The 21,596-nt window shown below is 61.2% G+C and carries 25 protein-coding genes; 10 read left to right on the top strand and 15 right to left on the bottom strand.

What is annotated here, in order from left to right; genetic code table 11:
* Positions 1-5: 5 nt before the first annotated feature.
* From MHH62_RS22965 to MHH62_RS22950, 4 genes are read right to left on the bottom strand one after another with little or no spacing between them, the layout of a single operon-like run.
* Positions 6-1,004, bottom strand: coding sequence for a hydrolase (locus MHH62_RS22965; protein ID WP_020301929.1), 999 nt, complete (start codon positions 1,002-1,004; stop codon positions 6-8).
* A gap of 51 nt (positions 1,005-1,055) precedes the next feature.
* Entirely contained in the window at positions 1,056-1,673 is a 618-nt protein-coding gene (rsmD, locus tag MHH62_RS22960; RefSeq protein WP_014720342.1) for a 16S rRNA (guanine(966)-N(2))-methyltransferase RsmD, read from the bottom strand.
* Positions 1,673-3,163 carry a pitrilysin family protein gene (locus MHH62_RS22955; RefSeq protein ID WP_019817760.1) on the bottom strand — a complete coding sequence of 497 codons (1,491 nt, stop codon included), beginning with the start codon at positions 3,161-3,163 and terminating at the stop codon, positions 1,673-1,675. The genes rsmD and MHH62_RS22955 overlap by 1 nt, the downstream gene beginning before the upstream one ends.
* Complete coding sequence (locus MHH62_RS22950; protein ID WP_014720340.1) at positions 3,156-4,511, bottom strand: pitrilysin family protein; 1,356 nt, start codon at positions 4,509-4,511, stop codon at positions 3,156-3,158. Before MHH62_RS22950 ends, MHH62_RS22955 begins: the two co-directional genes overlap by 8 nt.
* A gap of 232 nt (positions 4,512-4,743) precedes the next feature.
* Between MHH62_RS22950 and ftsY the strand changes: the two genes are divergently transcribed.
* The 4 genes from ftsY to rpoH all read left to right on the top strand — a co-directional run bounded on the left by ftsY (position 4,744) and on the right by rpoH (position 8,816).
* The gene (gene ftsY / locus MHH62_RS22945) at positions 4,744-6,144 is read left to right on the top strand and encodes a signal recognition particle-docking protein FtsY (RefSeq protein WP_032902274.1); all 1,401 of its coding nucleotides are present in this window, start codon (positions 4,744-4,746) and stop codon (positions 6,142-6,144) included.
* Entirely contained in the window at positions 6,141-6,812 is a 672-nt protein-coding gene (gene ftsE / locus MHH62_RS22940) for a cell division ATP-binding protein FtsE (RefSeq protein WP_003195112.1), read from the top strand. Before ftsY ends, ftsE begins: the two co-directional genes overlap by 4 nt.
* Positions 6,809-7,831, top strand: coding sequence for a permease-like cell division protein FtsX (gene ftsX / locus MHH62_RS22935; RefSeq protein ID WP_014720338.1), 1,023 nt, complete (start codon positions 6,809-6,811; stop codon positions 7,829-7,831). Before ftsE ends, ftsX begins: the two co-directional genes overlap by 4 nt.
* Before the next feature lie 130 nt (positions 7,832-7,961).
* Complete coding sequence (gene rpoH, locus MHH62_RS22930; protein WP_003176698.1) at positions 7,962-8,816, top strand: RNA polymerase sigma factor RpoH; 855 nt, start codon at positions 7,962-7,964, stop codon at positions 8,814-8,816.
* 188 nt (positions 8,817-9,004) lie between these two features.
* Here the strand turns inward: rpoH and mtgA are convergent, their stop codons facing one another.
* Positions 9,005-9,727: a monofunctional biosynthetic peptidoglycan transglycosylase gene (gene mtgA / locus MHH62_RS22925; protein ID WP_014720337.1), complete on the bottom strand. Its 723-nt coding sequence runs from the start codon at positions 9,725-9,727 to the stop codon at positions 9,005-9,007.
* Between the two features lie 74 nt (positions 9,728-9,801).
* Here mtgA and MHH62_RS22920 point away from each other — a divergent pair, with 74 nt between their 5' ends.
* From MHH62_RS22920 to trmB, 4 genes are all read left to right on the top strand, one after another.
* Positions 9,802-10,176: a DUF423 domain-containing protein gene (locus tag MHH62_RS22920; RefSeq protein WP_014720336.1), complete on the top strand. Its 375-nt coding sequence runs from the start codon at positions 9,802-9,804 to the stop codon at positions 10,174-10,176.
* A gap of 79 nt (positions 10,177-10,255) precedes the next feature.
* The gene (gene thiS / locus MHH62_RS22915; RefSeq protein WP_019817757.1) at positions 10,256-10,456 is read left to right on the top strand and encodes a sulfur carrier protein ThiS; all 201 of its coding nucleotides are present in this window, start codon (positions 10,256-10,258) and stop codon (positions 10,454-10,456) included.
* Positions 10,457-10,510: 54 nt separating this feature from the next.
* A complete protein-coding gene (locus MHH62_RS22910; RefSeq protein ID WP_014720334.1) occupies positions 10,511-11,305 on the top strand; it encodes a thiazole synthase in 795 nt (264 codons plus the stop codon).
* Between the two features lie 9 nt (positions 11,306-11,314).
* Positions 11,315-12,040: a tRNA (guanosine(46)-N7)-methyltransferase TrmB gene (trmB, locus tag MHH62_RS22905; RefSeq protein WP_003195101.1), complete on the top strand. Its 726-nt coding sequence runs from the start codon at positions 11,315-11,317 to the stop codon at positions 12,038-12,040.
* 138 nt (positions 12,041-12,178) lie between these two features.
* Here the strand turns inward: trmB and MHH62_RS22900 are convergent, their stop codons facing one another.
* From MHH62_RS22900 to MHH62_RS22860, 9 genes are all read right to left on the bottom strand, one after another.
* Positions 12,179-12,502 carry a DUF3392 domain-containing protein gene (locus MHH62_RS22900; RefSeq protein ID WP_003195099.1) on the bottom strand — a complete coding sequence of 108 codons (324 nt, stop codon included), beginning with the start codon at positions 12,500-12,502 and terminating at the stop codon, positions 12,179-12,181.
* 19 nt (positions 12,503-12,521) lie between these two features.
* Complete coding sequence (gene hemW / locus MHH62_RS22895; RefSeq protein ID WP_032902275.1) at positions 12,522-13,724, bottom strand: radical SAM family heme chaperone HemW; 1,203 nt, start codon at positions 13,722-13,724, stop codon at positions 12,522-12,524.
* Complete coding sequence (gene rdgB, locus MHH62_RS22890) at positions 13,721-14,317, bottom strand: RdgB/HAM1 family non-canonical purine NTP pyrophosphatase (protein WP_032902276.1); 597 nt, start codon at positions 14,315-14,317, stop codon at positions 13,721-13,723. Before rdgB ends, hemW begins: the two co-directional genes overlap by 4 nt.
* A complete protein-coding gene (locus MHH62_RS22885; RefSeq protein WP_014720331.1) occupies positions 14,314-14,748 on the bottom strand; it encodes a DUF4426 domain-containing protein in 435 nt (144 codons plus the stop codon). Before MHH62_RS22885 ends, rdgB begins: the two co-directional genes overlap by 4 nt.
* A 21-nt stretch (positions 14,749-14,769) precedes the next feature.
* Complete coding sequence (gene metW, locus MHH62_RS22880; protein ID WP_003195091.1) at positions 14,770-15,390, bottom strand: methionine biosynthesis protein MetW; 621 nt, start codon at positions 15,388-15,390, stop codon at positions 14,770-14,772.
* A 7-nt stretch (positions 15,391-15,397) separates the two neighbouring features.
* Positions 15,398-16,537: a homoserine O-acetyltransferase gene (locus tag MHH62_RS22875; protein WP_020301923.1), complete on the bottom strand. Its 1,140-nt coding sequence runs from the start codon at positions 16,535-16,537 to the stop codon at positions 15,398-15,400.
* 255 nt (positions 16,538-16,792) lie between these two features.
* Complete coding sequence (locus MHH62_RS22870; RefSeq protein ID WP_003195087.1) at positions 16,793-17,380, bottom strand: YggT family protein; 588 nt, start codon at positions 17,378-17,380, stop codon at positions 16,793-16,795.
* A gap of 25 nt (positions 17,381-17,405) precedes the next feature.
* Entirely contained in the window at positions 17,406-18,224 is an 819-nt protein-coding gene (gene proC / locus MHH62_RS22865) for a pyrroline-5-carboxylate reductase (RefSeq protein WP_032902278.1), read from the bottom strand.
* Between the two features lie 34 nt (positions 18,225-18,258).
* Positions 18,259-18,945: a YggS family pyridoxal phosphate-dependent enzyme gene (locus tag MHH62_RS22860; protein WP_014720328.1), complete on the bottom strand. Its 687-nt coding sequence runs from the start codon at positions 18,943-18,945 to the stop codon at positions 18,259-18,261.
* 57 nt (positions 18,946-19,002) lie between these two features.
* Between MHH62_RS22860 and MHH62_RS22855 the strand changes: the two genes are divergently transcribed.
* Complete coding sequence (locus tag MHH62_RS22855; RefSeq protein WP_032902279.1) at positions 19,003-20,037, top strand: type IV pilus twitching motility protein PilT; 1,035 nt, start codon at positions 19,003-19,005, stop codon at positions 20,035-20,037.
* Between the two features lie 148 nt (positions 20,038-20,185).
* Here MHH62_RS22855 and MHH62_RS22850 read toward each other — a convergent pair whose 3' ends face one another.
* Complete coding sequence (locus MHH62_RS22850; protein WP_339231959.1) at positions 20,186-20,824, bottom strand: C40 family peptidase; 639 nt, start codon at positions 20,822-20,824, stop codon at positions 20,186-20,188.
* 249 nt (positions 20,825-21,073) lie between these two features.
* On the opposite strand from MHH62_RS22850, the gene MHH62_RS22845 reads away from it, so the two are divergent.
* Positions 21,074-21,502 carry a TM2 domain-containing protein gene (locus tag MHH62_RS22845; RefSeq protein WP_003195076.1) on the top strand — a complete coding sequence of 143 codons (429 nt, stop codon included), beginning with the start codon at positions 21,074-21,076 and terminating at the stop codon, positions 21,500-21,502.
* Positions 21,503-21,596: the final 94 nt, after the last annotated feature.

Genomic DNA, 21,596 nt, shown 5'->3' with positions numbered 1-21,596 from the left:
CCACACTATTGACCGTATTGGGTCTGGAGCCATTGCGGGATCCGGCGCTCCAAATAGTAACCAGGACGCTTCAGCGAACCCTCCACAAACCCCACATGCCCGCCCTTGGCCAGCAACTCGAACTCGGTGCAGGCCGACAGCTCACTGGAGTCAGGCAAGCTGTGCGCAAACACAAACGGATCATCAGCCGCCTGGATAATCAGCGTCGGCGTGCGGATACCGCCCAGGTAATAGCGACTGGAGGCGCGGCGATAGTAATCCTCGGCACTCAAGAAACCATGCAGCGGCGCGGTTACCCGCCCGTCGAAGTCCCAGAATGTGCGCATCTTTTCCAGGGAACCAAGGGCCTCCAGGGTTTTGAGCCCATCCTCACGACCGTCCTGCAGGAACTGGCGTTGCTTGACGCGGATGTACGCCAGCATCTCGCGCATGAAGTGCTTCTGATACACCCGCGAGAACCCCAGGCCGATGCGATCGGCGCATTGATCCAGGCGAAACGGCACCGATACCGCCGCCGCGCCCTGCAGACCCGAGGCCTTGCCGGTTTCCCCCAGATGCTTGAGCAACACATTGCCACCCAGGGAATAACCCACCGCATACAAGGGCGCCAACGGCCGCTTGGCGCGCAGATGAGCAATCGCCGCCGCCAGGTCTTCGCTGGCGCCGGAGTGATAACTGCGAGCCAGCAGGTTGGGCTCGCCCGAGCAGCCGCGCCAGTTCAACGCGGCACTGGCCCAGCCTTGGGCCGCGAGGACTTTTTGCAGGCCGGCCACATAGGGTGAATTGGACGAACCGGTCAGCCCATGCAGCACCAGCACCAAGGGCGCTTGCACGTCATGGGGGCCATGCCAGTCGAGATCGAGGAAGTCGCCATCCTCCAGCCACAGGCGCTCACGCTGACGCTCGATGTGGGTGGTCGGCCGCCACAGCGGCCCCCACAGTGTCTGCAAGTGGGGGTTGCCGAGGCCGAAGGCGGGTTTGAATAAATCGGAAGAGGGGGTCATGAAACTCTCGGTAGCCAGTGAGCTCGCCGTGGCAAGCTCCCCAGCCACAGGTTAAGCGGCGTTTTCGACCAAACGATGCCACAACGCGTAATACACCCGCCCGGACTTCTGCTCCCGGTGCAGGCGCCAGCCACTTGGCAGGCCGAGCGTGGAGGGCGCGGTCTCGCTCTCAGTGTAGATCCAGGCATCCGGTGCCAGCCACTGGCGTTCTTCCAGCAGAGTGCAGACGGCCGGTAGCAGGTTCTGGTTGAACGGTGGGTCGAGGAACACTACATCGTATTCAGTCGCCGCCTGGGTTTCCAGGTAGCGCAGCGCGTCGGCCGTCTGCACCTGGCCGGTGGTGCAACGCAGCGTGCCCAGGTGCTCCTTGAGGCTGGACACCGCCACATTGCTGGCGTCCAGCGCCTGGCCCTGGGCCGCGCCACGGGACAGCGCCTCCAGGAACAGCGCGCCGCTGCCGGCGAACGGGTCCAGCACTTTGGCCCCGCCTATGTACGGCGCGAGCCAGTTGAACAGGGTTTCACGCACGCGATCAGGCGTCGGGCGCAGGCCCACAACGTCGGGGAAGCTCAGCTTGCGGCTGCCCCATTCACCGCCAATGATGCGCAGTTGGCCCACACCGTTATGCACGTTGTGGACAGGTTTTTTCGGGCGAGATGAACTGGCCATTAATGCTCCGGAACCCCGAGCGGCTGCTCGGCAGGTTTATCAGTGGGGGGCGGTAGTGGCTTTTGCGCAATCGTCGGGCCGGCGGTCACGATGACCATCTTGTCGGCGCTCAAGTGTTTGTTCATTGCAGCCTTGACCTGATCGACGGTCAGGGCCTGGGATTGTTTCATGAAATCTTCCAGATAGCTCAGCGGCAGGTTGTAGAAACCCATGGCACCCAACTGCCCGACGATATCGGCGTTGCTGGCGGTGGACAGCGGGAAGCTGCCGGCCAGCTCGCGCTTGGCGTCATCCAGTTCCTTTTGCGTCGGGCCGGTCTTGAGGTAGTCAGCCAATACGTCCTCCACCAGGCGCAAGGTGCCACCGCTCATTTCGGCGCGGGTCTGCAGGTTGATCATGAACGGGCCGCGCACCTGCATCGGTGAGAAACCGGAATACACGCCGTAGGTCAGGCCGCGCTTTTCACGCACTTCGCTCATCAAGCGAGTGCCGAAGCCACCGCCGCCGAGGATCTGGTTACCCAGGGACAAGGCTGCGTAATCCGGGTCGGCACGGTCGATGCCCAACTGCGCAAACAGCAGGTGGGTTTGCTTGGACGGGAACTCGATACGGCTCAGGCCGGCTTTTGGCTCGGTCGGCTGGGCGATCTTGGCCATCGCCGGCCCCTTGGGCAGCGAGGCGGAGACCTTGGCCGTCATGGCTTCGGCTTCGGCGCGGGTCAGGTCGCCCACTACTGCAATTACCGCGTTACCCGCCGCATAGGCCTTGGCGTGGAACGCCTGCAACTGCGCCAGGGTAATCTTCGGCACGCTCTCGGGGGTGCCTTCGCTCGGGTGCGCGTAAGGGTGGTCGCCGTACAGGCGCTTGAACAGCTCGATGCTCGCCAGTTTGCCGGGGTTCTGCTTCTGGTACTCGAAACCGGCCAGGATCTGGTTCTTGATGCGTGCCAGCGAGTCTGCCGGGAATGTCGGCTGGCCGATCACCTGGTTGAACAGTGACAGGGCGGCGTCGCGCTTGGCGCTGTCGCTCAGGCTGCGCAGGGTCACCAGCGCCATGTCGCGGTAGGCGCCGTTGCCAAAGTCGGCCCCCAGGCCTTCGAACCCGCTGGCGATCTGGCTGACATCCTTGCCCGGCACGCCTTCGTTGAGCATGGCGTTGGTCATCAGTGCCAGGCCTGGCACGTCGCCATCCTGGCTGCTGCCGGCGGCGAACAGCAGGCGCATGTCGAACATCGGCAGTTCATGGGCTTCGACGAACAGCACCTTGGCGCCTTCGGTGGTGGTCCAGGTTTGTACGTCGAGCTTGCGGTTGGTCGGTGCCTTGCCATCCAGTTCCGCCAGGGATTGCAGGGTGCTGGCCGTTTGAGCCTTGTCCAGGGCCTGGCTGGCGACCGACTCGCTGGGGCGCAAGAAGTAAACGGCGCTGGCCGCCATCAGGGTGACGGCGATCAGGCCGGGCAGGATCAGGCGGCTGTTTTTGCGATCACTCATGAGCGGTCTCCTCAGGCAAAACATGGGCGACGCTCAGACGTTCGCGGGTGAAATAAGTGCGTGCGGCCTTCTGGATGTCTTCCGGGGTCACGCTTTGCAGGTCGGCAAGCTCGGTGTCCATGAGTTTCCAGGACAGGCCGACCGTTTCCAGGGAGCCGATGGCCGTGGCCTGGCTGGTGATGGAATCACGCTGGTACACCAGGCCGGCAATCACCTGGGCACGGATGCGCTCCAGTTCTTCGGCGGTCGGCGGCTTGGCCTTCAACTCATCGAGCAGGCGCCACAGGCCGGCTTCGGCCTGGGCCACGGTTTTCTTCTTCTGCTGGTTCGGCGTGGCCGAGAGGGTAAACAGGCTGTCGCCACGGGTGTAGGCGTCGTAGTTGGTGGAAGCCGCGGACACCAGTTCCTCACCGCGTTCCAGTTGCTCGGAGATCCGTGCACTGTAGCCGCCGTCCAGCAGGGCCGAGATCAGGCGCAGGGCCTGCACCGAACGTTTGTCTTCAGCGGTGGCCAGGCCGGGCACGTTGAAGCCCAGGATCACACTCGGAAGTTGGGTCTGCACGTGCAGGGTCAGCAGGCGCTCGCCGGGCTCGGCCAGTTCCATCGGGATTTTTGCCGGCGGCACGTCACGCTTGGGGATCGGGCCGAAGTAACGTTGGGCGAGGTTTTTCACCTCGTCCGGGGTCACGTCGCCGACCACCACCAGAGTGGCGTTGTTCGGCACGTACCAGGATTGGTACCAGTGGCGCAGTTCCTCGACCTTCATGCGGTCCAGGTCGGCCATCCAGCCAATGGTCGGCGTGTGGTAGCCACTGGCCGGGAACGCCATGGCCTTGAAGCGCTCGAACGCCTTGGACATGGGGTTATCGTCGGTGCGCAGGCGGCGTTCTTCTTTGATTACCTCGATTTCACGGCTGAACTCGTCGGCCGGCAGGCGCAGGCTGGCCATGCGGTCGGCTTCCAGCTCAAAGGCTACGCCCAGGCGGTCACGGGCCAATACCTGGTAATACGCGGTGTAGTCGTCGCTGGTGAACGCATTTTCTTCGGCGCCCAGGTCGCGCAGGATCAGCGAGGCTTCGCCGGGGCCGACCTTGGCGCTGCCCTTGAACATCATGTGTTCCAGGGCGTGGGACAAACCGGTCTGGCCCGGGGTTTCGTAGCTTGAGCCAACCTTGTACCAGACCTGGGAAACCACCACCGGCGCGCGATGATCTTCGCGCACGACCACTTTAAGGCCGTTATCGAGGGTGAATTCATGGGTGGGTTGTGGATCGGCAGCCAAAGCTGAGAGAGGCAGACAAACTGTGCTGAACAGCAGGCCTGCGGCGCGGCGGGCTAGAGCATTCATTCGTTTTTAAACCTGTTGGGCTGCCCGCTTGGTCTTAGCGTCGGCGGGCGAGGAGGTGCTAGGATACTGGTCCGACTTAAGGACGGCCACTGCGGCTGTCTTGTGAAGGCCCTATTTAGGCCTTACAAAATGTTGCGCATGAACGAGCTGGCTAAAAAACAGTCTGTTACGCATCGAATTTTATTTACCGGCGCACCCTGTGGCGCGTCGCTACCTTGAGATAGCCGTCTCCATGTTTGGTTCCAACGACGACAAGAAGACCCCAGCTGCGGCTGGCGAGAAGAAAGGCCTGTTCGGATGGCTGCGCAAAAAGCCGCAGGAACCCGTCGTCGAACAGCCGCAGGTTCACGCTGAACCGACCCCTGAACCCGTAATAGAAGCCGAACCGGTTGCCGAGACGCCAGTTCCGGTGGTGTTACCGATGGCTGAGCCGGTGTTGCAGCCGGTCGTCGAGGCCGAGCCGGAACCTGAGCCTGAGCCTGAGCACAAGCCCTGGTTAGAGCTGCCCGTGGCCGAAGAACCCGTGGCATTGGTTGAGGATGTTCAGGCCGAGCACGTCGTGCCGCCGATTCCTGCAGTGGTTGAGCCGGCGCCGGTAGAGGTTGTGGCTGAAATACCGCCCGTCGTTGAAGTGTCCGCACCGGTTGTCGCTGCACCTGCCGCTATCGAGCCAGAGCCTGTCGTCGCCACCACCGAAACCAGCAAAACCGGATTCTTTGCACGCCTCAAGCAGGGCCTGAGCAAGACCAGCGCCAGTATTGGCGAAGGCATGGCCAGCCTGTTCCTGGGCAAGAAAGTCATTGATGACGAGTTGCTCGAAGACATCGAGACCCGCCTGCTCACCGCCGACGTGGGCGTCGAAGCCACCGCCGTGATCATCCAGAGCCTGACGCAGAAGGTCGCGCGCAAGCAGTTGACCGACGCCGATGCGCTGTACAAATCCCTGCAGGCTGAGCTGGCCGCCATGCTCAAACCGGTTGAAGCGCCGCTGGTGATCACGCCGAAAAAGCCGTTCGTCATCCTCGTTGTAGGGGTTAATGGCGCTGGCAAGACCACCACCATCGGCAAGCTGGCCAAGAAGCTGCAAGGTGAAGGCAAGAAAGTCATGCTCGCCGCCGGTGACACCTTCCGTGCCGCCGCCGTCGAGCAGTTGCAGGTGTGGGGCGAGCGCAACAAGATCCCGGTGATCGCCCAGCACACCGGCGCCGACTCGGCTTCGGTGATCTTCGATGCCGTGCAGGCCGCCAAGGCCCGTAACATTGACGTGCTGATCGCCGACACCGCCGGTCGCCTGCACACCAAAGACAACTTGATGGAAGAGCTGAAGAAAGTGCGCCGCGTGATCGGCAAGCTCGACGCCGATGCACCCCATGAAGTCCTGCTGGTGCTCGACGCCGGTACTGGCCAGAACGCCATCAGCCAGGCCAAGCAATTCAACCAGACGGTGCAGCTGACCGGCCTGGCATTGACTAAGCTCGACGGCACGGCCAAGGGCGGTGTGATTTTCGCCCTGGCCAAACAGTTCGGGTTGCCGATTCGTTATATCGGCGTCGGTGAAGGCATCGACGACCTGCGCACCTTTGAAGCCGAACCCTTTGTACAGGCACTGTTTGCCGAGCGGGAGCGTTCATGATTCGATTCGAACAGGTCGGTAAACGCTATGCCAACGGGCATGTGGGCTTGCATGAGCTGAGCTTTCGAGTGCGTCGCGGCGAATTCTTGTTTGTCACCGGCCATTCGGGCGCAGGCAAAAGTACGCTGTTGCGCCTGCTGCTGGCCATGGAACGCCCGACTACCGGCAAGTTGCTGCTGGCGGGCCAGGACCTGGCCACTATCAGCAATGCGCAAATTCCATTCCTGCGCCGCCAGATCGGCGTGGTGTTCCAGAACCACCAGTTGCTGTTCGACCGTACGGTGTTCAACAACGTGGCCCTGCCGTTGCAGATCCTCGGGCTGTCCAAGGCCGAGATCGTCAAACGCGTGGACTCGGCCCTGGAACGCGTGGCCTTGTCGGACAAGACCGACCTCTTCCCCGGCGACCTGTCCACCGGCCAGCAACAGCGTGTCGGTATCGCCCGCGCCATCGTCCATCGCCCGGCTTTGCTGCTGGCGGACGAGCCCACCGGTAACCTCGACCCGCGCCTGGCGGCCGAGATTATGGGGGTGTTCGAAGACATCAACCGCCTGGGCACCAGCGTCTTGATCGCCAGCCACGACCTGGCCCTGATTGCCCGCATGCGCCATCGCATGCTCACCCTGCAACGCGGCCGCCTGATCGGCGATGGGGAGGCTGGCGTATGAGTGCTACACGCAGCCCTAAAGTATCCGAACGGGTGGCTCCGAAGCCGGCCGACCCGCAACCGAAAAAGAAAAAACACGACGAAGACGACGGCCCGGACTTCGGCACCCTGGTGCACGCCTGGATCGAAAGCCACCGCGCCAGCCTGCTGGACAGCCTGCGTCGCCTGGGCAAGCAGCCGATCGGCAGCTTTTTCACCTGCCTGGTCATGGCCGTGGCCTTGAGCCTGCCGATGGGCTTGTCGCTGTTGCTTAATAACGTGGAGCGCCTGGGCGGTTCCTGGCAGCGGGCGGCGCAGATTTCGCTGTACCTGAACCTGGACACCAGCAGCAAGGAGGGCGAAGCGCTGCGTGACGACATCAAGAACATCCCGGGGGTAGCCGAGGCCGAGTACATCAGCCGCGACCAGGCTCTCGAAGAGTTCCAGCAGCAATCGGGCCTGGGCGAGGCGCTCAAGGAGCTGCCGCAGAACCCGCTGCCGGGCGTGGTGCTGGTAACGCCGAACGAGGTCGACAAGCCGGCGCTGGAAGCCCTGCGACAAAAACTCGCAGGGATGCCGAAGGTGCAACAGGCCCAACTTGATCTAGTCTGGGTAGAGCGCCTGGCCGCGATCCTCAAGCTGGGCGACCGCTTTGTGTTCGGCCTGACGGTGTTATTAGTGTCTGCATTACTTTTGGTGATAGGTAATACCATTCGTCTTCATATTGAAAACCGTCGCACCGAGATAGAAGTGATTAAACTGGTGGGCGGCACAGACAGCTATGTGCGTCGGCCTTTCCTGTACATGGGCGCGCTGTATGGCCTGGGTGCGGGGGTCTTGTCCTGGGGCGTACTGGCGTTTGGCCTGGATTGGTTGAACGACGCGGTTGTCGGCCTGGCGGGGCTCTACGGCAGTGATTTCGCGTTGGCCGGTGTGCCGGTAGCCGATGGTCTGAGTCTCTTGCTTGGCGCGGTGTTGTTGGGGTATATCGGTGCGTGGATTGCGGTGGCACGGCATTTACGTGAGCTGGCGCCGAAGTAGTTAATGCCAGATTAATGTGGTTTCGTTTGTATTGACCGTATCAGCGGTTTAGGGAACTTGTCCTACGGTTCCCAGGTCAATTTTCGCAGTGCTGAACTGCACGAGTTATGTGAGTCGGAGGTTTTTTCGTATGACCACTTCTTTGCAACCTGCTTATGCCTTGGTCCCGGGTGCGAACCTGGAAGCCTATGTGCACACGGTCAACAGCATTCCATTGCTGACGCCCGAGCAGGAGCGTGAACTGGCCGAGAGTCTCTACTATGAGCAGGATTTGGGGGCGGCTCGGCAGATGGTGCTCGCCCACCTGCGTTTTGTCGTACATATCGCCCGTAGCTATAGCGGTTACGGTCTGGCCCAGGCCGACCTGATTCAGGAAGGCAACGTAGGCCTGATGAAGGCTGTGAAGCGCTTCAACCCTGAAATGGGCGTGCGCCTGGTGTCGTTTGCCGTGCACTGGATCAAGGCGGAAATCCACGAGTTCATCCTGCGCAACTGGCGCATCGTGAAAGTGGCCACCACCAAGGCCCAGCGCAAGCTGTTCTTCAACCTGCGCAGCCAGAAAAAACGCCTGGCGTGGCTGAACAACGAAGAAGTCCACCGCGTGGCCGAAAGCCTCGGTGTGGAGCCCCGTGAAGTGCGCGAGATGGAAAGCCGCCTGACCGGCCATGACATGGCCTTCGACCCAGCCGCCGAAGCGGATGACGACAGCGCCTTCCAATCGCCGGCCAACTATCTGGAAGACCACCGGTACGATCCGGCGCGTCAACTGGAGGACGCCGACTGGAGCGACAACTCCAACCACAACCTGCACGAAGCGCTGGAAGTGCTGGACGACCGCAGCCGTGACATTCTCTACCAGCGTTGGCTGGCAGAAGAAAAAGCCACGCTGCACGACCTGGCGCAGAAGTACAACGTGTCGGCAGAGCGGATTCGTCAGCTTGAGAAAAGCGCGATGAACAAGCTGAAGTTGTCGATCGCCGCTTAAAACGCAGCGAACAAAAAATGCCCCGGTCGAAAGATCGGGGCATTTTTGTATGTGTTCGAAAAGTCTCAAGTACAACTCGGTTTAATGTGGGAGCTGGCTTGCCTGCGATGAGGCCGTGTCAGATGAAGCATGGGTTACTGACCCACCGCTATCGCAGGCAAGCCAGCTCCCACAGGTCTCGTATTGTGTCAGTCGGACCAGGGTGCCTTTCGAGAGTTGTTCAGCTCCACCAGGTAACCCTCCCCACCCAACTGGCTCATCTGCTGGCGAATCCACGCCGCTCGCCGTGCCACATAGGCGGTCGGATGACTGGCACTCCACACCCGTGGATTGGGCAACACCGCCGCCAGGTAACTGGCCTGCTGCCGCGAAAGCCCCTTGGCACTTACGCCAAAATGGTGCCGCGCCGCCGCCTCTGCGCCAAACACACCTTCATCCCATTCCACGCTGTTGAGGTACACCTCAAGAATCCGCTGCTTGGGCCATAACACTTCGATCAAACCGGTAAACCACGCCTCCAGGCCTTTGCGCAAATAGCTGCGCCCGGCCCACAGGAACAGGTTTTTCGACACCTGTTGGCTCAAGGTGCTGGCACCGCGAATCGAGCCGCCGCGTTCGTTGTGCAGAATCGCCGCCTGGATCGCGCCGAAATCAAAACCCCAATGTTGCGGGAAGCGCTGGTCTTCACCGGCCATCACCGCCACTTTAAGGTCGTCGGAGATTTCATCCCACGGCACCCAGCTGCGTTGCAGGTCGATAGGCTCACCGTCAACCCAGGACTCGACCTTGCGCTCCACCATCAGCGCAGTGAACGGTGGCGGCACCACACGAAACAGCAGCACCAGCAACACACTGCCGATGGCAAACCATTTCACGACGTTGAGAAAGCGTTTGAAGAGGACACGCAGCATAGAGATGGCTTGGCCGAACCCGTTGAGCGGGCCATTATACAGACCCTGCCCGATGAGTCTGACTGGAGTTCCCCATGCTGCGTAGCTTTCTGATGCTGGCTGCCTTTTTCGGCTTTACCGGCGTTGCGCTGGGCGCTTTCGCCGCCCACGGCCTGAAAAACCGCCTGAGCGCCGACTACCTGGCGATCTTCCATACCGGCGTGACCTACCAGTTGGTGCATGCCCTGGCACTGTTCGGCGTGGCCTTGCTGGCGGCGCATATTCCGGGCCGGTTGGTCACCTGGGCGGGTATTTCGTTTACCGTCGGTATCCTGCTGTTCTCGGGCAGCCTGTATGTGCTGACGATGACCGGCATCAGTAAACTGGGGATCATCACGCCGTTTGGCGGGCTGGCGTTCCTGCTCGGCTGGTTCTTCCTGGGCCTGGCGGCGTGGCGTTTGCAGCTTTGACCGCTTGACGCTTGGAGCTGACCTTCAGGTTCCAATCGCGCTAGAATGCGGGCCCCTAAAAACGATGGCGGCCCGTGGCATGCGCATTCAGTTGAACGGCGAACCCTTTGAACTGCCCGACGGCGAAACCGTTGCGGCCCTGCTGACCCGTCTGGACCTGACCGGGCGTCGCGTCGCAGTGGAGCTCAACCTGGATATCGTCCCGCGTAGCCAGCACGCCGAGACTGTGCTCACCGAAGGTGACCAGATCGAAGTGGTCCACGCCATCGGCGGCGGCTAGCCCGCCACGGCCGCAACGCATTCTGCAGAACCTCATCCAACCAGAGGATTTCCCATGAGCATCGTTCGTAGCGACAAGCCTTTCGTCCTGGCCGGTCGTACCTACCAGTCCCGTCTGCTGGTCGGCACCGGCAAGTACCGCGACATGGAAGAAACCCGCCTGGCCATCGAAGCCTCGGGTGCCGAGATCGTCACCTTCGCCGTACGCCGCACCAACCTCGGCCAGATCGAGGGCGAGCCGAACTTGCTCGAAGTGCTGTCGCCGGAGCGCTACACCTTTTTGCCAAACACTGCTGGCTGCTACGACGCCATCGAAGCCGTGCGCACCTGCCGCCTGGCCCGTGAGCTGCTCGACGGCCACAACCTGGTGAAGCTGGAAGTGCTGGCCGACCAGAAAACCCTGTTCCCCAATGTGATCGAAACCCTCAAGGCCGCCGAGACCTTGGTCAAGGAAGGCTTCGACGTGATGGTCTACACCAGCGATGACCCGATCATCGCCCGTCAGTTGGCAGAAATCGGCTGCATCGCGGTGATGCCGCTGGCTGGTCTGATCGGTTCCGGCCTGGGCATCTGCAATCCGTATAACCTGCAGATCATCCTCGAAGAAGCCAAGATCCCGGTATTGGTGGATGCGGGTGTGGGCACTGCCTCCGATGCGACCATCGCCATGGAACTGGGCTGCGACGCGGTGCTGATGAACTCGGCCATTGCCCATGCCCAGCAACCAATCATGATGGCCCAAGCCATGAACCACGCCATCGTCGCGGGCCGCCTGGCCTACCTCGCCGGGCGCATGCCGAAAAAACTCTATGCCAGCGCCTCTTCGCCGCTGGATGGTCTGATCAAGTAAGAGCTATTGATGACTGAATCAAACGAAACGCCGAACACCGTGGAAGAGGGCGACGAGTCCAAGCACCGCCGCATCAAGAGTTTTGTGATGCGCGCCGGCCGCATGACCGAAGGCCAGCAAAAGGGCCTGGAACAGGGCACGCCGCTGTTCGTACTGCCCCTGGCCGATGCGCCGGTGGACTATGACCAAGTGTTCGGCCGTTCGGCCCCGCGCTCCCTGGAAATCGGTTTCGGCATGGGCCATTCCCTGCTGGAAATGGCCGCAGCCGCGCCGGAGCAGGATTTCATCGGTGTGGAAGTGCACCGCCCAGGCGTCGGCGCACTGCTCAACGGTGTGCTGACCCAAGGCCTGAAAAACCTGCGGGTCTACGACTGCGACGCGATTGAAGTGCTCAACCGCTGCATCGCCGACAACAGCCTCGACCGCCTGATGCTGTTCTTCCCCGACCCATGGCACAAGGCTCGTCACCACAAGCGCCGTATCGTCCAGGCGTCTTTCGCAGAGCTGGTGCGCAGCAAGCTGAAAGTGGGCGGCATCCTGCACATGGCCACCGACTGGGAACCGTACGCGGAATACATGCTGGAAGTGATGAACGTCGCACCTGGCTACCGCAACCTGGCCGAAGACGGCAAATGCGTGCCACGCCCGGCCGAGCGGCCGATCACCAAGTTCGAACGCCGTGGCGAGCGGTTGGGGCATGGGGTGTGGGATTTGAAGTTCGAGAAGCTGGCTTAAACAGTCATCCGCTTGAAACGCAATCAAATGTGGGAGCTGGCTTGCCTGCGATAACATCACCTCGGTATCACTGATACACCTAGGTGTCTGTATCGCAGGCAAGCCAGCTCCCACATGTGTTTTGTAGTGCCTGCTGGGTCAGCGGCGGTCTGCTACCACGCCAATCAACACCAGCACCACGATCAACACCGGCGCCAGGCTGTAGTTATTGAACTGGCTCAATCCCCGCACAATCCACGGCGTAGCGTAGATCAACGCCGCACCACTGCCGATCAGGCACAGCAGGGCCATCAAGGGTACGCGTAAGGCGCCGGCGATGCTGCCCAGGCGTGCTTCGACCCAGCCCTTGATGTCGGCGCCGAACAGCACCAGCAAACAGCCCACAAGGGCCAACGAGATTTCCGACAGGTTGCTACGGCTCCAGCGGGATACGGTGGCGAGCAGGTCGAGTACCAGATCCATTCGATTTCCTTAAGAGCTATCAGCTCAAAAACTTCTGCAACAGGTCATTGAGAAAGAGTTGCCCGCGGTCGGTGGCCGCCAGGCGTGACGGTTCGACCTGCATTAATCCACTTTGTTCTGCGTCGCGGCGGCCTTCATCGAGGCTTGCCAGGTCAAGGCCGGTGCGCTCGGCGTAGAGCTTGGCATCAACCCCTTCGGTGAGGCGCAGCGCGTTCATCAGGAACTCGAACGGCAGTTCATCGTTGGTCAGTTCTTTCGCGCCGGCCTGGAAGCTTTTGGCCGGGTTGAGGTAGTCCTTCGGTGCACGGGTTTTCCAGGTGCGGATGATGCGCCCGTCCGGGTGGCTGAGCTTGCCGTGGGCGCCGGCGCCTATGCCGATAAAGTCGCCAAAGCTCCAGTAATTGAGGTTATGCCGCGCCGGCCGCCCCGGTTGGGCGTAGGCCGAGACTTCATATTGTGCGTAACCGTGTTCGGCGAGCAGTGCCTGGCCGGCTTCCTGGATATCCCACAGCGTGTCGTCTTCCGGCAGCGCGGGTGGCTGGTTCCAGAACACGGTATTGGGTTCCAGGGTCAGTTGGTACCAGGACAGGTGCGTGGGCTTGAGTGCAATGGCCTGGCGCAGGTCGCCCAAGGCGTCCTCCAGGGACTGGTTGGGCAAGCCGTGCATCAAATCCAGGTTGAAATTATCGAACCCAGCCTGACGCGCCATACCGGCTGCGCGCACGGCTTCATCGCCATTGTGGATGCGGCCCAGAGCTTCAAGCTTCTCTTGCTGGAAGCTCTGGATGCCGATGGACAGGCGATTGATCCCCAGCTTGCGGTACGCCACGAACTTCTCTTGTTCGAACGTCCCGGGGTTGGCTTCCAGGGTGATCTCGATATCGTCGGTAAACGGGATACGCGTTTGAACGCCCTTGAGCAGGCGGCCCAGTGCAGCAGCGCTGAACAGGCTGGGCGTGCCGCCGCCAAAGAAGATCGAACTCAGTTTACGGCCATACACGGCGTGCAGGTCTTGGTCCAGGTCGGCCAGCAGGGCGTCCACGTACTCTTCTTCCGGCAGCACTTTGCTGGCGGTGTGGGAGTTGAAGTCGCAATACGGGCATTTGCGCACGCACCACGGGATATGGATGTACAGCGCCAGGGGCGGCAGATGGGGCAGGGCCGCCCGTGGTGTTTGCGCGCCACCGTGGATCAGCGGCTGCGCAGAGGTGTTCTGGGTCATTTCAAGCCCAGGCGCTGGCGCAGCAACGCCATGGCGCGGGCGCGGTGGCTGATCTGGTTCTTGTCGGCCGGGCTCAGTTCGGCGCTGGAGACATTGCGCTCCGGCACCCAGAACAGCGGGTCATAGCCAAACCCATGCTCACCGCTGGCGGCTTGCAGGATGCGCCCTTGCCACAGGCCTTCACACAGAATCGGCAACGGGTCATCGGCATGCCGCACCAGGGCCAGCACGCAGACGAACTGCGCACCACGCTCGGCCTCCGGCACGTCCTTGAGGGCGTCGAGCAGCTTGGCGTTGTTGGCTGCGTCGCCCTTGCCGTCGGCGTAACGGGCGGAGTAGATGCCAGGGGCGCCGCCGAGGAAGTCCACGGCCAGGCCCGAATCATCCGCTAGGGCCGGCAGGCCAGAGATACGCGCAGCATTGCGGGCCTTGAGGATGGCATTCTCGACGAACGACAGGCCGGTCTCTTCCGGTTCGACCTGGCTGAACTCGCCAATCGAACGCAGGTGCACAGACTCACCGAGCATGGCTTGCAGTTCTTTGAGTTTGCCGGCGTTGTGGCTGGCGAGTACGAGTTGGGTAAGGTTCATCATTCGGCCGGGAACAGTTCTTGGTTGAATTGGAAACCGTGGGCCTTGCCGCCGGTTTCAACGTTGATGGTAAACGTCTTGTATTCCCGCTGGGTCACCGAGTAGGGCGCGAGGTAGCTGATGCCGCTTTTCTCTTCGATCTGCTTGAACGTCAGGATCTCGCTCTTGCCGCCCAAATCCTTGACCGTGCCAGTGACTTGCGCGGCCACCGGGCTTACGCCCTTGATCACGGTCACGTTGATCAACCCCTTCTCCTTGCTGCGCACCACACCGACTTTTTGGGCGGTCTCAGCGGGCAGGAAGCTTGAAGTGAAGGTGTTGTAATGAACGGTGATATCGCCGAAGTCTTTTTTGCGATTAGCGTCGATAGCGTCGGCGGCCATGGCGCTGGCGCCCAGGCATGCGGTCAATAGAAAAATAGCCAAACGACTCATGAACGTCCCTCTTGAAGATGATTAGACGGCAACTTTGTGGTCGGTCAGGCCAGGGCTGCTGACCCGGTAGATACCAATTTCGCCCAACAGGTTGGGCCATAGCTTACTCGCCCAGCCGTGGCGGTGCTGTTGATCGACGGCAAGGCGGTTGATCACCTTGGCTTCACGCTCGCCACACAGGGCTTCGAAGTCTTCGAAGGTGCAGAAGTGGATGTTCGGCGTGTTGTACCAGGTGTACGGCAGGAAGTCGGAGACCGGCATGCGCCCCTTGGTGGCCAGGTACCAGCGGCAGCGCCAGTGGCCAAAGTTGGGAAAGGTGATGATGCATTGGCGGCCCACGCGCAGCATTTCGTCGAGGATGCGGTCCGGGTAGTGCACCGCTTGCAGGGCTTGGGTCATCACCACGATATCGAAGCTGTTGCTGGCAAAGTTGCCCAGGCCCTTGTCCAGGTCCTGCTCGATCACGTTGATGCCCTTGGCCACGCACTGGGCGATGTTATCCGGGTCGTTTTCCAGGCCGTAGCCGGTGACTTGCTTGTGGTCACGCAGCCAGCTCAGCAATTCGCCATCGCCGCAGCCCAGGTCGAGCACGCGGCTGCCGGCGGGGATCCAGTCTTGGATGATTTCCAGGTCGGCTCTCATGGCGTTCTCACAGTGCGATTCGGTTCATGTAGTTGCTAAAGGCCTGCAGGTAACGCGGGATCGGAATCAGGAAGGCGTCGTGGCCTTGCGGTGCATCGATCTCCAGGTAGCAGACGTCTTTCTTGGCGGCCATCAGGGCATCCACCAGCTCACGGGAGCGTGCCGGCGAAAAGCGCCAGTCGGTGGTGAACGACATCACGCAGAACTGGGCCGTGGCGTGCTCGAAGGTTTTTGCCAGGTCGTCATCGTGGTTGGCGGCCGGGTCGAAGTAGTCCAGAGCCTTGGTCATCAGTAGGTAGGTGTTGGCGTCAAAGCGCCCCGAGAATTCCTCGCCCTGATAACGCAGGTAGCTTTCCACCTGGAACTCGACGCTGTGGAAGTCGTAGTTGAGCTTCTCGCTCTTGAGGCCTCGGCCGAATTTCTCGCCCATGGAATCGTCGGACAGGTAGGTAATGTGGCCGACCATCCGCGCCAGCATCAAGCCGCGCTTGGGGATCACGCCCGCTTCCTGGAACGAACCGCCGTGGAACTCGGGGTCGGTGAGGATCGCCTGGCGCGCCACTTCGTTGAAGGCGATGTTCTGCGCCGACAACTTGGGCGCCGAGGCGATGGCCAGGCAATGACGCACGCGGTCTGGGTAAGTGATGGTCCATTGCAGGGCCTGCATGCCGCCCAGGCTGCCACCAATCACGGCGGCCCACTGGCTGATGCCCAGCAGGTCGGCGAGGCGTGCCTGGCTGTGCACCCAGTCCTCTACCGTCAGCACTGGGAAGTCGGCGCCGAACGGTTTGCCGGTTTCCGGGTTGAGGCTGCTGGGGCCGGTGGAGCCGTTGCAGCCGCCGAGGTTGTTCAGGCTGACCACAAAGAACTTATTGGTGTCGATGGGCTTGCCGGGGCCGATGCAACTGTCCCACCAGCCGGGCTTGCGGTCGTCAACGCTATGGAAGCCGGCGGCGTGATGATGGCCGGATAAGGCATGGCAGATCAGCACGGCATTGCTCGCCGTGGCGTTCAGTTGGCCATAGGTTTCGTAGATCAGGTCGTAGGCTGGCAACGAACGGCCGCAGGCCAGGGCCAGGGGTTCGCTGAAATGCGCCACTTGTGGCACGACCAGTCCAACAGAATCGGGGGGGAAGGCAGCTGGCATCGACCCTGCTCTCGTTTAAATGAGGCGTAAGTCTAAAGAGCGGGGACCCTAGCGGCAAGCAATGGTCGGGGGTTAGCGTGATCGTTCCCACGCTCTGCGTGGGAATGCCTCTTGGGACGCTCTGCGTCCTGCCCTGGTGACGCGGAGCGTCACGGGCTGCATTCCCACGCAGAGCGTGGGAATGATCAGCACAAGCCATGCTATCGCAGACAAGCCAGCTCCCACACAAGCCAACTCCCATAGGGGCTACGGCATTCAGATCAGGCCAAACAACTCTTTTGGCATGTAAGCAAAGTAGGCCAGGCGCGGAATCACCCAGCTTTGCAGCAACTGAATCACGATAAACGCGAAGATCGGCGAGATATCCAGGCCACCCAGGTTCGGAATCAGGCGACGGAAGGGTGCCAGCACGGGCTCGGTGATCTGAGCCACCAATTCGGCACCTGGGCTACGGCTGCCCGGTGCGACCCAGGAGAGGATCACGCTGATGATCATCGACCAGAAAATGATCTTCAGGAACAGCGAGAAAATCCCGATCAGGCCCCATGGCAACAGCAGGACGGTGAAGGCCTGGTAGCCATTGAGCATCAGGATCACCACGAACAGCAGGATTTGCAGCAGCAACGCCAGCACCAGCGACGACATGTCCAGGCCGAACAGGCTCGGGATCACTCGGCGCAGCGGCTTGAGCAGTGGTTGGGTGGCCTTCACCACGAACTGGCACAGCGGGTTGTAGAAGTTTGCACGCACCAGTTGCAGGATAAAGCGCATCAGCACGATCAGCAGGTACAAGCTGCCCAGGGTCTGGATGATGAAAATGGCAGCGTCATTGATTCCGAGCATGTTTGATTACCTTGGTAAGGGACGACTATTTGCCCAGTTGCTCAGCCATCTCGGCTGAACGATGTGCGGCGGCACCCAGTGCTGTTTCCACCAGGGCTTCAAAGCCCCCGGCCTGGAACGACTCGATAGCCGCTTGTGTGGTGCCACCGGGCGAGGTGACGCGACGGCGCAGTTCGGCGGCATCCACCTCGCTGCCGACCGCCATTTTCGCGGCGCCCAGGGCGGTTTGCTCCGCCAGTTGCTCGGCCACGTCGTGGGGCAGGCCCAGCTTGACACCGGCGGCGGTCATGGCCTCGATCAGCAGGAAGAAGTAGGCCGGGCCACTACCGGAAACGGCGGTAACCGCATCCAGTTGCTGTTCCTGCTCCAGCCACACGGCGATGCCCACCGCAGACAGCAGTTCCTGGGCCTGGTCACGTTGCTGCGCGGTGACTTCGCCGGTGGCATACAAACCGCTGACGCCCTGGCGCAGCAGCGCCGGGGTGTTGGGCATGCAGCGCACGATGGGCTGGGCGCCGAGCCAGTTGGTCATGCTGGCGCAGGTGATGCCAGCGGCAATCGACACCACCAATTGGTGAGGTTGCAGACTCGGGCGCAGGCTCTCGCACACAGCCTTCATGGCCTGGGGCTTGACCGCCAGCACGATCACATCGACGCCGTGGATGGCCTCGGCATTATCAGCGAAGGTCTGGATGCCGTGTTCGGCGCTGACGCGCTCGCGGGTCTCGGCGCCCGGGTCGCTGGCGCGGATCTGCTCGGCGTCCAGGCCCTTGGCCCGCAGGCCACCGATCAGGCTGGCCGCCATGTTACCGGCGCCGATAAAGGCAATACGCGTGTTGCTCATGACAGGTCCTTATTTTCGAGGGATGTCAGCCATTTCACGGCTGGCCGTAGTCGCGGGCGCCAAACAGCGCGGTACCGATCCGCACCCAGGTGGCGCCTTGGGCAATGGCCGACTCAAGGTCGTGGCTCATGCCCATGGAAAGTGTGTCCAGCGCCAGGTTCAAGCTGGCTTGCAGGTCGCGCACCGTGGCAAACGCCGCATCCTGCTCTGCCCGATCTTCAGTCGGCTCGGGAATCGCCATCAAGCCCCGCAGCTTCAAGCGCGGCAGGGCGCTGATCGCCGTGGCCAGGGCCGGCAGGTCGGCGGGTGTGCAGCCGGACTTGCTGGCTTCGCCACTGACATTGACCTGAATGCAGATATTGAGCGGCGGCAGGTCGGCCGGGCGTTGTTCGGACAGGCGTTGTGCGATTTTCAGGCGGTCCACGGAATGCACCCAAGCGAAGTGCTCGGCGATAGCGCGAGTCTTGTTCGATTGAATGGGGCCGATGAAGTGCCAACTCAAGGGCAGGTCGGTTAAATCCGCCTGTTTGCCCAGGGCTTCCTGCAGGTAGTTTTCGCCAAAGTCGCGCAGCCCGGCGGCATAGGCTTCGCGCACTGCCTGCGCGGGTTTGGTCTTGCTCACGGCCAGCAGGTGGATGCTGCTTGCGTCACGTTGCACGGCGTCGGCTGCGGCGCGGATGCGCTGGCTAACCAGGCCGATGTTGTCTGCTATCGTCGACATTCAAGATGCGCCCGTGGATATGGAGTCCGCGGCATTCTACTGGAAATGGAAAGCCCTATGGATATCACGCAATTGCTGACGGCCAGCGTAAGCCGAGGCGCCTCAGACCTGCATCTGTCAGCTGGCCTGGCACCGATGCTGCGCATTGATGGCGAGGTTTGGCCGCTGGATGGGCCAGCGCTGAACGCTACCCAAGTGGTCGACTTATTGAGCCCGTTGCTGAATAAACATCAACAAAAGGATTTCGAAACATCTCTTGAAACGGATTTTGCCTTCGAATTGCCAGGCGTCGCCCGGTTCCGGGCGAACGTGTTCCGCCAGGATCGCGGCGTGGGTGCAGTGTTCCGGGCTATTGCGACTGAGGTCCAGAGCCTGGAGGCGCTGGGATTGGGCGAGGTGTTCCAGCGTATCGCCCGCCTTCCTCGCGGCCTGGTGCTCGTGACCGGGCCCACCGGCTCGGGCAAGTCCACGACCCTGGCGGCGATGATCGACGACCTCAACCGGCATCGACGCCAGCATATCCTCACGCTGGAAGACCCCATCGAGTTTATCCACAGGCCGAAACTGGCGCTGGTCAACCAGCGCCAGGTGCATCGTGACACCCACAGTTTCTCGGTGGCCCTGCGTTCAGCCCTGCGAGAAGACCCGGATGTGATCCTGGTGGGTGAATTGCGCGATCTGGAAACCATCCGCCTTGCGCTGACGGCGGCAGAGACCGGGCACCTGGTGTTCGGCACTCTGCACACCTCGTCGGCGGCAAAGACGATAGACCGGCTGGTGGACGTCTTCCCGGCCGGGGAAAAGGCCATGGTCCGCTCGATGCTGTCGGAGTCGTTGCAGGCGGTGGTCTCTCAGGTGTTGGTGAAGAAGGTGGGCGGTGGGCGTGTGGCCGCCCATGAAATCATGCTGGGTACGCCGGCGATTCGTAACTTGATCCGTGAGGACAAGGTGGCGCAGATGGTTTCGGCAATTCAGACCGGTGGGGCGTTGGGGATGAAGACCCTGGATATGAGTTTGAAGGCGTTGGTGGGCGCGGGCCTGGTCAGTCGGGAAGAGGCGCGGGAGAAGGCGAGGGTGCCGGCAGATATCTAAAACGCACAGACACACAATGTGGGAGCTGGCTTGCCTGCGATAGCGGACTGTCAGGCACTCTGTCTGCCAACTGACACACCGTCATCGCAGGCAAGCCAGCTCCCACATTTGATTGCATTTCAAAGGGGGAGCTTCAGTGGTGCCTGGCTTAGCGCTGCACGATCCGCAGGTTGCTGTTCTGCTCTTTAGGCAGTACCCGCTTGGCAATCACGTAGTTCTTGTCCCAGAACGGCTTTTTCAGCGTGTCGATGCTCACCGACTTGCCACGGCGCGGTGCGTGAATAAAGCGGTCATTGCCCAGGTAGATGGCAACGTGGTTCACCTGGCGGCTCTTCAACTTGAAGAACAACAGATCGCCCGGCTTCAGGTCTTTGCGGTCAACCTTCAACCCATGGCCGGCCGCCATGGCGTTGGAGGTGCGTGGCAGGTCCACCGCTTTTACATCGTTAAATGCATATTTCACCAGCCCGCTGCAGTCGAACCCTTTACTTGGGCTGCTGCCGCCCCAACGATAAGGTGTACCGAGCACGTTGACGGCACGGCTCAAGACGTTGCTGCTTTGCTTGGTGTTCATGGCCAGCTGGGTGGAAAGCACTTTGCCGTGGGCCTTGCTCAGTTGAGTCGGGCGGCTGACGGTCGGCTTTGCCGCTTTGGCAGTGCTGGGCGTGCTATGGACTTTAGGGGTGAAACCGTTAACGTTCGGAAGTCGTTGCTCACGATTGGTGGCGTGGGCGGCCAGTGGCATTAATAGGCAAATGGTTAGCCATGTCTTGAAAAATGGTCGCATTAGGCGTGGCTCTTATGGGTTTGCGCGCAACTTTATAACAGCTTTTTGTGCTGTTCTCAGGCCGTTTGTCGACTGAACCTTGGGGTCAAATTCAGGAAAAACGCGACGATTCGCCGCAATTGTCCTACACAAGGCAGGCGGTACAAGGCTTTGAGGGCAGGAAGATACCATTTACCGTACGTCGGGCGCCCGTAAAAAAGTCACAAAGAAAATGAAAAAATTTATCTATCGACGCAAAAGAGGTCCTTCATGAACACCTATCAACAGGTTGGTCAGCAGCACGATACCCACAGTAAGGCGATTGGTTACCTGCTGTGGATTTTCGGTTTTACCGGGGCTCATCGCTTTTATTACGGCAAGCCCGTGACCGGTACGATCTGGTTTTTCACTTTCGGCTTGCTGGGTATTGGCTGGCTGATCGACTTGTTCCTGATCCCGGCCATGGACCGTGAGGCCGACCTGCGGTTTACCGCTGGGCCGATTGAATACAACGTGGCCTGGATTCTGTTGGCGTTCCTGGGGGTGTTTGGTGTGCACCGCATGTATCAGGGCAAATGGATCACCGGCCTGATCTACCTGCTGACCGGCGGTTTGTTCCTGGTCGGAGTGCTGTATGACTTCTGGACGTTGAACACGCAGATTTCGATCCGCAATGCCGAGCGCAATAGCGGCCGTTGAGCACTATAGCGCAGTGTGGGAGCTGGCTTGCCTGCGATGCAGGCACCTCGGTGTATCAGGTAGACCGAGGTGATGCTATCGCAGGCAAGCCGGC

The organism is Pseudomonas sp. FSL L8-0168 (assembly GCF_037976155.1).
GTDB lineage: Bacteria > Pseudomonadota > Gammaproteobacteria > Pseudomonadales > Pseudomonadaceae > Aquipseudomonas > Aquipseudomonas paracarnis.
The sequence above is the reverse complement of the archived record's forward strand: the minus strand, read 5'-3'. Positions and strand labels throughout refer to the sequence as shown.

What these genes read in the sequence shown, in the direction of transcription:
- rdgB (WP_032902276.1), bottom strand. Translation starts at nt 14,317, where the DNA reads ATGATGAACCTTACCCAACTCGTACTCGCCAGCCACAACGCCGGCAAA.
- MHH62_RS22885 (WP_014720331.1), bottom strand. Translation starts at nt 14,748, where the DNA reads ATGAGTCGTTTGGCTATTTTTCTATTGACCGCATGCCTGGGCGCCAGC.
- metW (WP_003195091.1), bottom strand. Translation starts at nt 15,390, where the DNA reads ATGAGAGCCGACCTGGAAATCATCCAAGACTGGATCCCCGCCGGCAGC.
- MHH62_RS22965 (WP_020301929.1), bottom strand. Translation starts at nt 1,004, where the DNA reads ATGACCCCCTCTTCCGATTTATTCAAACCCGCCTTCGGCCTCGGCAAC.
- rsmD (WP_014720342.1), bottom strand. Translation starts at nt 1,673, where the DNA reads ATGGCCAGTTCATCTCGCCCGAAAAAACCTGTCCACAACGTGCATAAC.
- mtgA (WP_014720337.1), bottom strand. Translation starts at nt 9,727, where the DNA reads ATGCTGCGTGTCCTCTTCAAACGCTTTCTCAACGTCGTGAAATGGTTT.
- MHH62_RS22910 (WP_014720334.1), top strand. Translation starts at nt 10,511, where the DNA reads ATGAGCATCGTTCGTAGCGACAAGCCTTTCGTCCTGGCCGGTCGTACC.
- ftsY (WP_032902274.1), top strand. Translation starts at nt 4,744, where the DNA reads ATGTTTGGTTCCAACGACGACAAGAAGACCCCAGCTGCGGCTGGCGAG.
- ftsX (WP_014720338.1), top strand. Translation starts at nt 6,809, where the DNA reads ATGAGTGCTACACGCAGCCCTAAAGTATCCGAACGGGTGGCTCCGAAG.
- MHH62_RS22850 (WP_339231959.1), bottom strand. Translation starts at nt 20,824, where the DNA reads ATGCGACCATTTTTCAAGACATGGCTAACCATTTGCCTATTAATGCCA.
- MHH62_RS22900 (WP_003195099.1), bottom strand. Translation starts at nt 12,502, where the DNA reads ATGGATCTGGTACTCGACCTGCTCGCCACCGTATCCCGCTGGAGCCGT.
- proC (WP_032902278.1), bottom strand. Translation starts at nt 18,224, where the DNA reads ATGAGCAACACGCGTATTGCCTTTATCGGCGCCGGTAACATGGCGGCC.
- ftsE (WP_003195112.1), top strand. Translation starts at nt 6,141, where the DNA reads ATGATTCGATTCGAACAGGTCGGTAAACGCTATGCCAACGGGCATGTG.
- MHH62_RS22845 (WP_003195076.1), top strand. Translation starts at nt 21,074, where the DNA reads ATGAACACCTATCAACAGGTTGGTCAGCAGCACGATACCCACAGTAAG.
- rpoH (WP_003176698.1), top strand. Translation starts at nt 7,962, where the DNA reads ATGACCACTTCTTTGCAACCTGCTTATGCCTTGGTCCCGGGTGCGAAC.
- MHH62_RS22870 (WP_003195087.1), bottom strand. Translation starts at nt 17,380, where the DNA reads ATGCTCGGAATCAATGACGCTGCCATTTTCATCATCCAGACCCTGGGC.
- MHH62_RS22875 (WP_020301923.1), bottom strand. Translation starts at nt 16,537, where the DNA reads ATGCCAGCTGCCTTCCCCCCCGATTCTGTTGGACTGGTCGTGCCACAA.
- MHH62_RS22860 (WP_014720328.1), bottom strand. Translation starts at nt 18,945, where the DNA reads ATGTCGACGATAGCAGACAACATCGGCCTGGTTAGCCAGCGCATCCGC.
- MHH62_RS22955 (WP_019817760.1), bottom strand. Translation starts at nt 3,163, where the DNA reads ATGAGTGATCGCAAAAACAGCCGCCTGATCCTGCCCGGCCTGATCGCC.
- MHH62_RS22855 (WP_032902279.1), top strand. Translation starts at nt 19,003, where the DNA reads ATGGATATCACGCAATTGCTGACGGCCAGCGTAAGCCGAGGCGCCTCA.
- MHH62_RS22950 (WP_014720340.1), bottom strand. Translation starts at nt 4,511, where the DNA reads ATGAATGCTCTAGCCCGCCGCGCCGCAGGCCTGCTGTTCAGCACAGTT.
- thiS (WP_019817757.1), top strand. Translation starts at nt 10,256, where the DNA reads ATGCGCATTCAGTTGAACGGCGAACCCTTTGAACTGCCCGACGGCGAA.
- trmB (WP_003195101.1), top strand. Translation starts at nt 11,315, where the DNA reads ATGACTGAATCAAACGAAACGCCGAACACCGTGGAAGAGGGCGACGAG.
- MHH62_RS22920 (WP_014720336.1), top strand. Translation starts at nt 9,802, where the DNA reads ATGCTGCGTAGCTTTCTGATGCTGGCTGCCTTTTTCGGCTTTACCGGC.
- hemW (WP_032902275.1), bottom strand. Translation starts at nt 13,724, where the DNA reads ATGACCCAGAACACCTCTGCGCAGCCGCTGATCCACGGTGGCGCGCAA.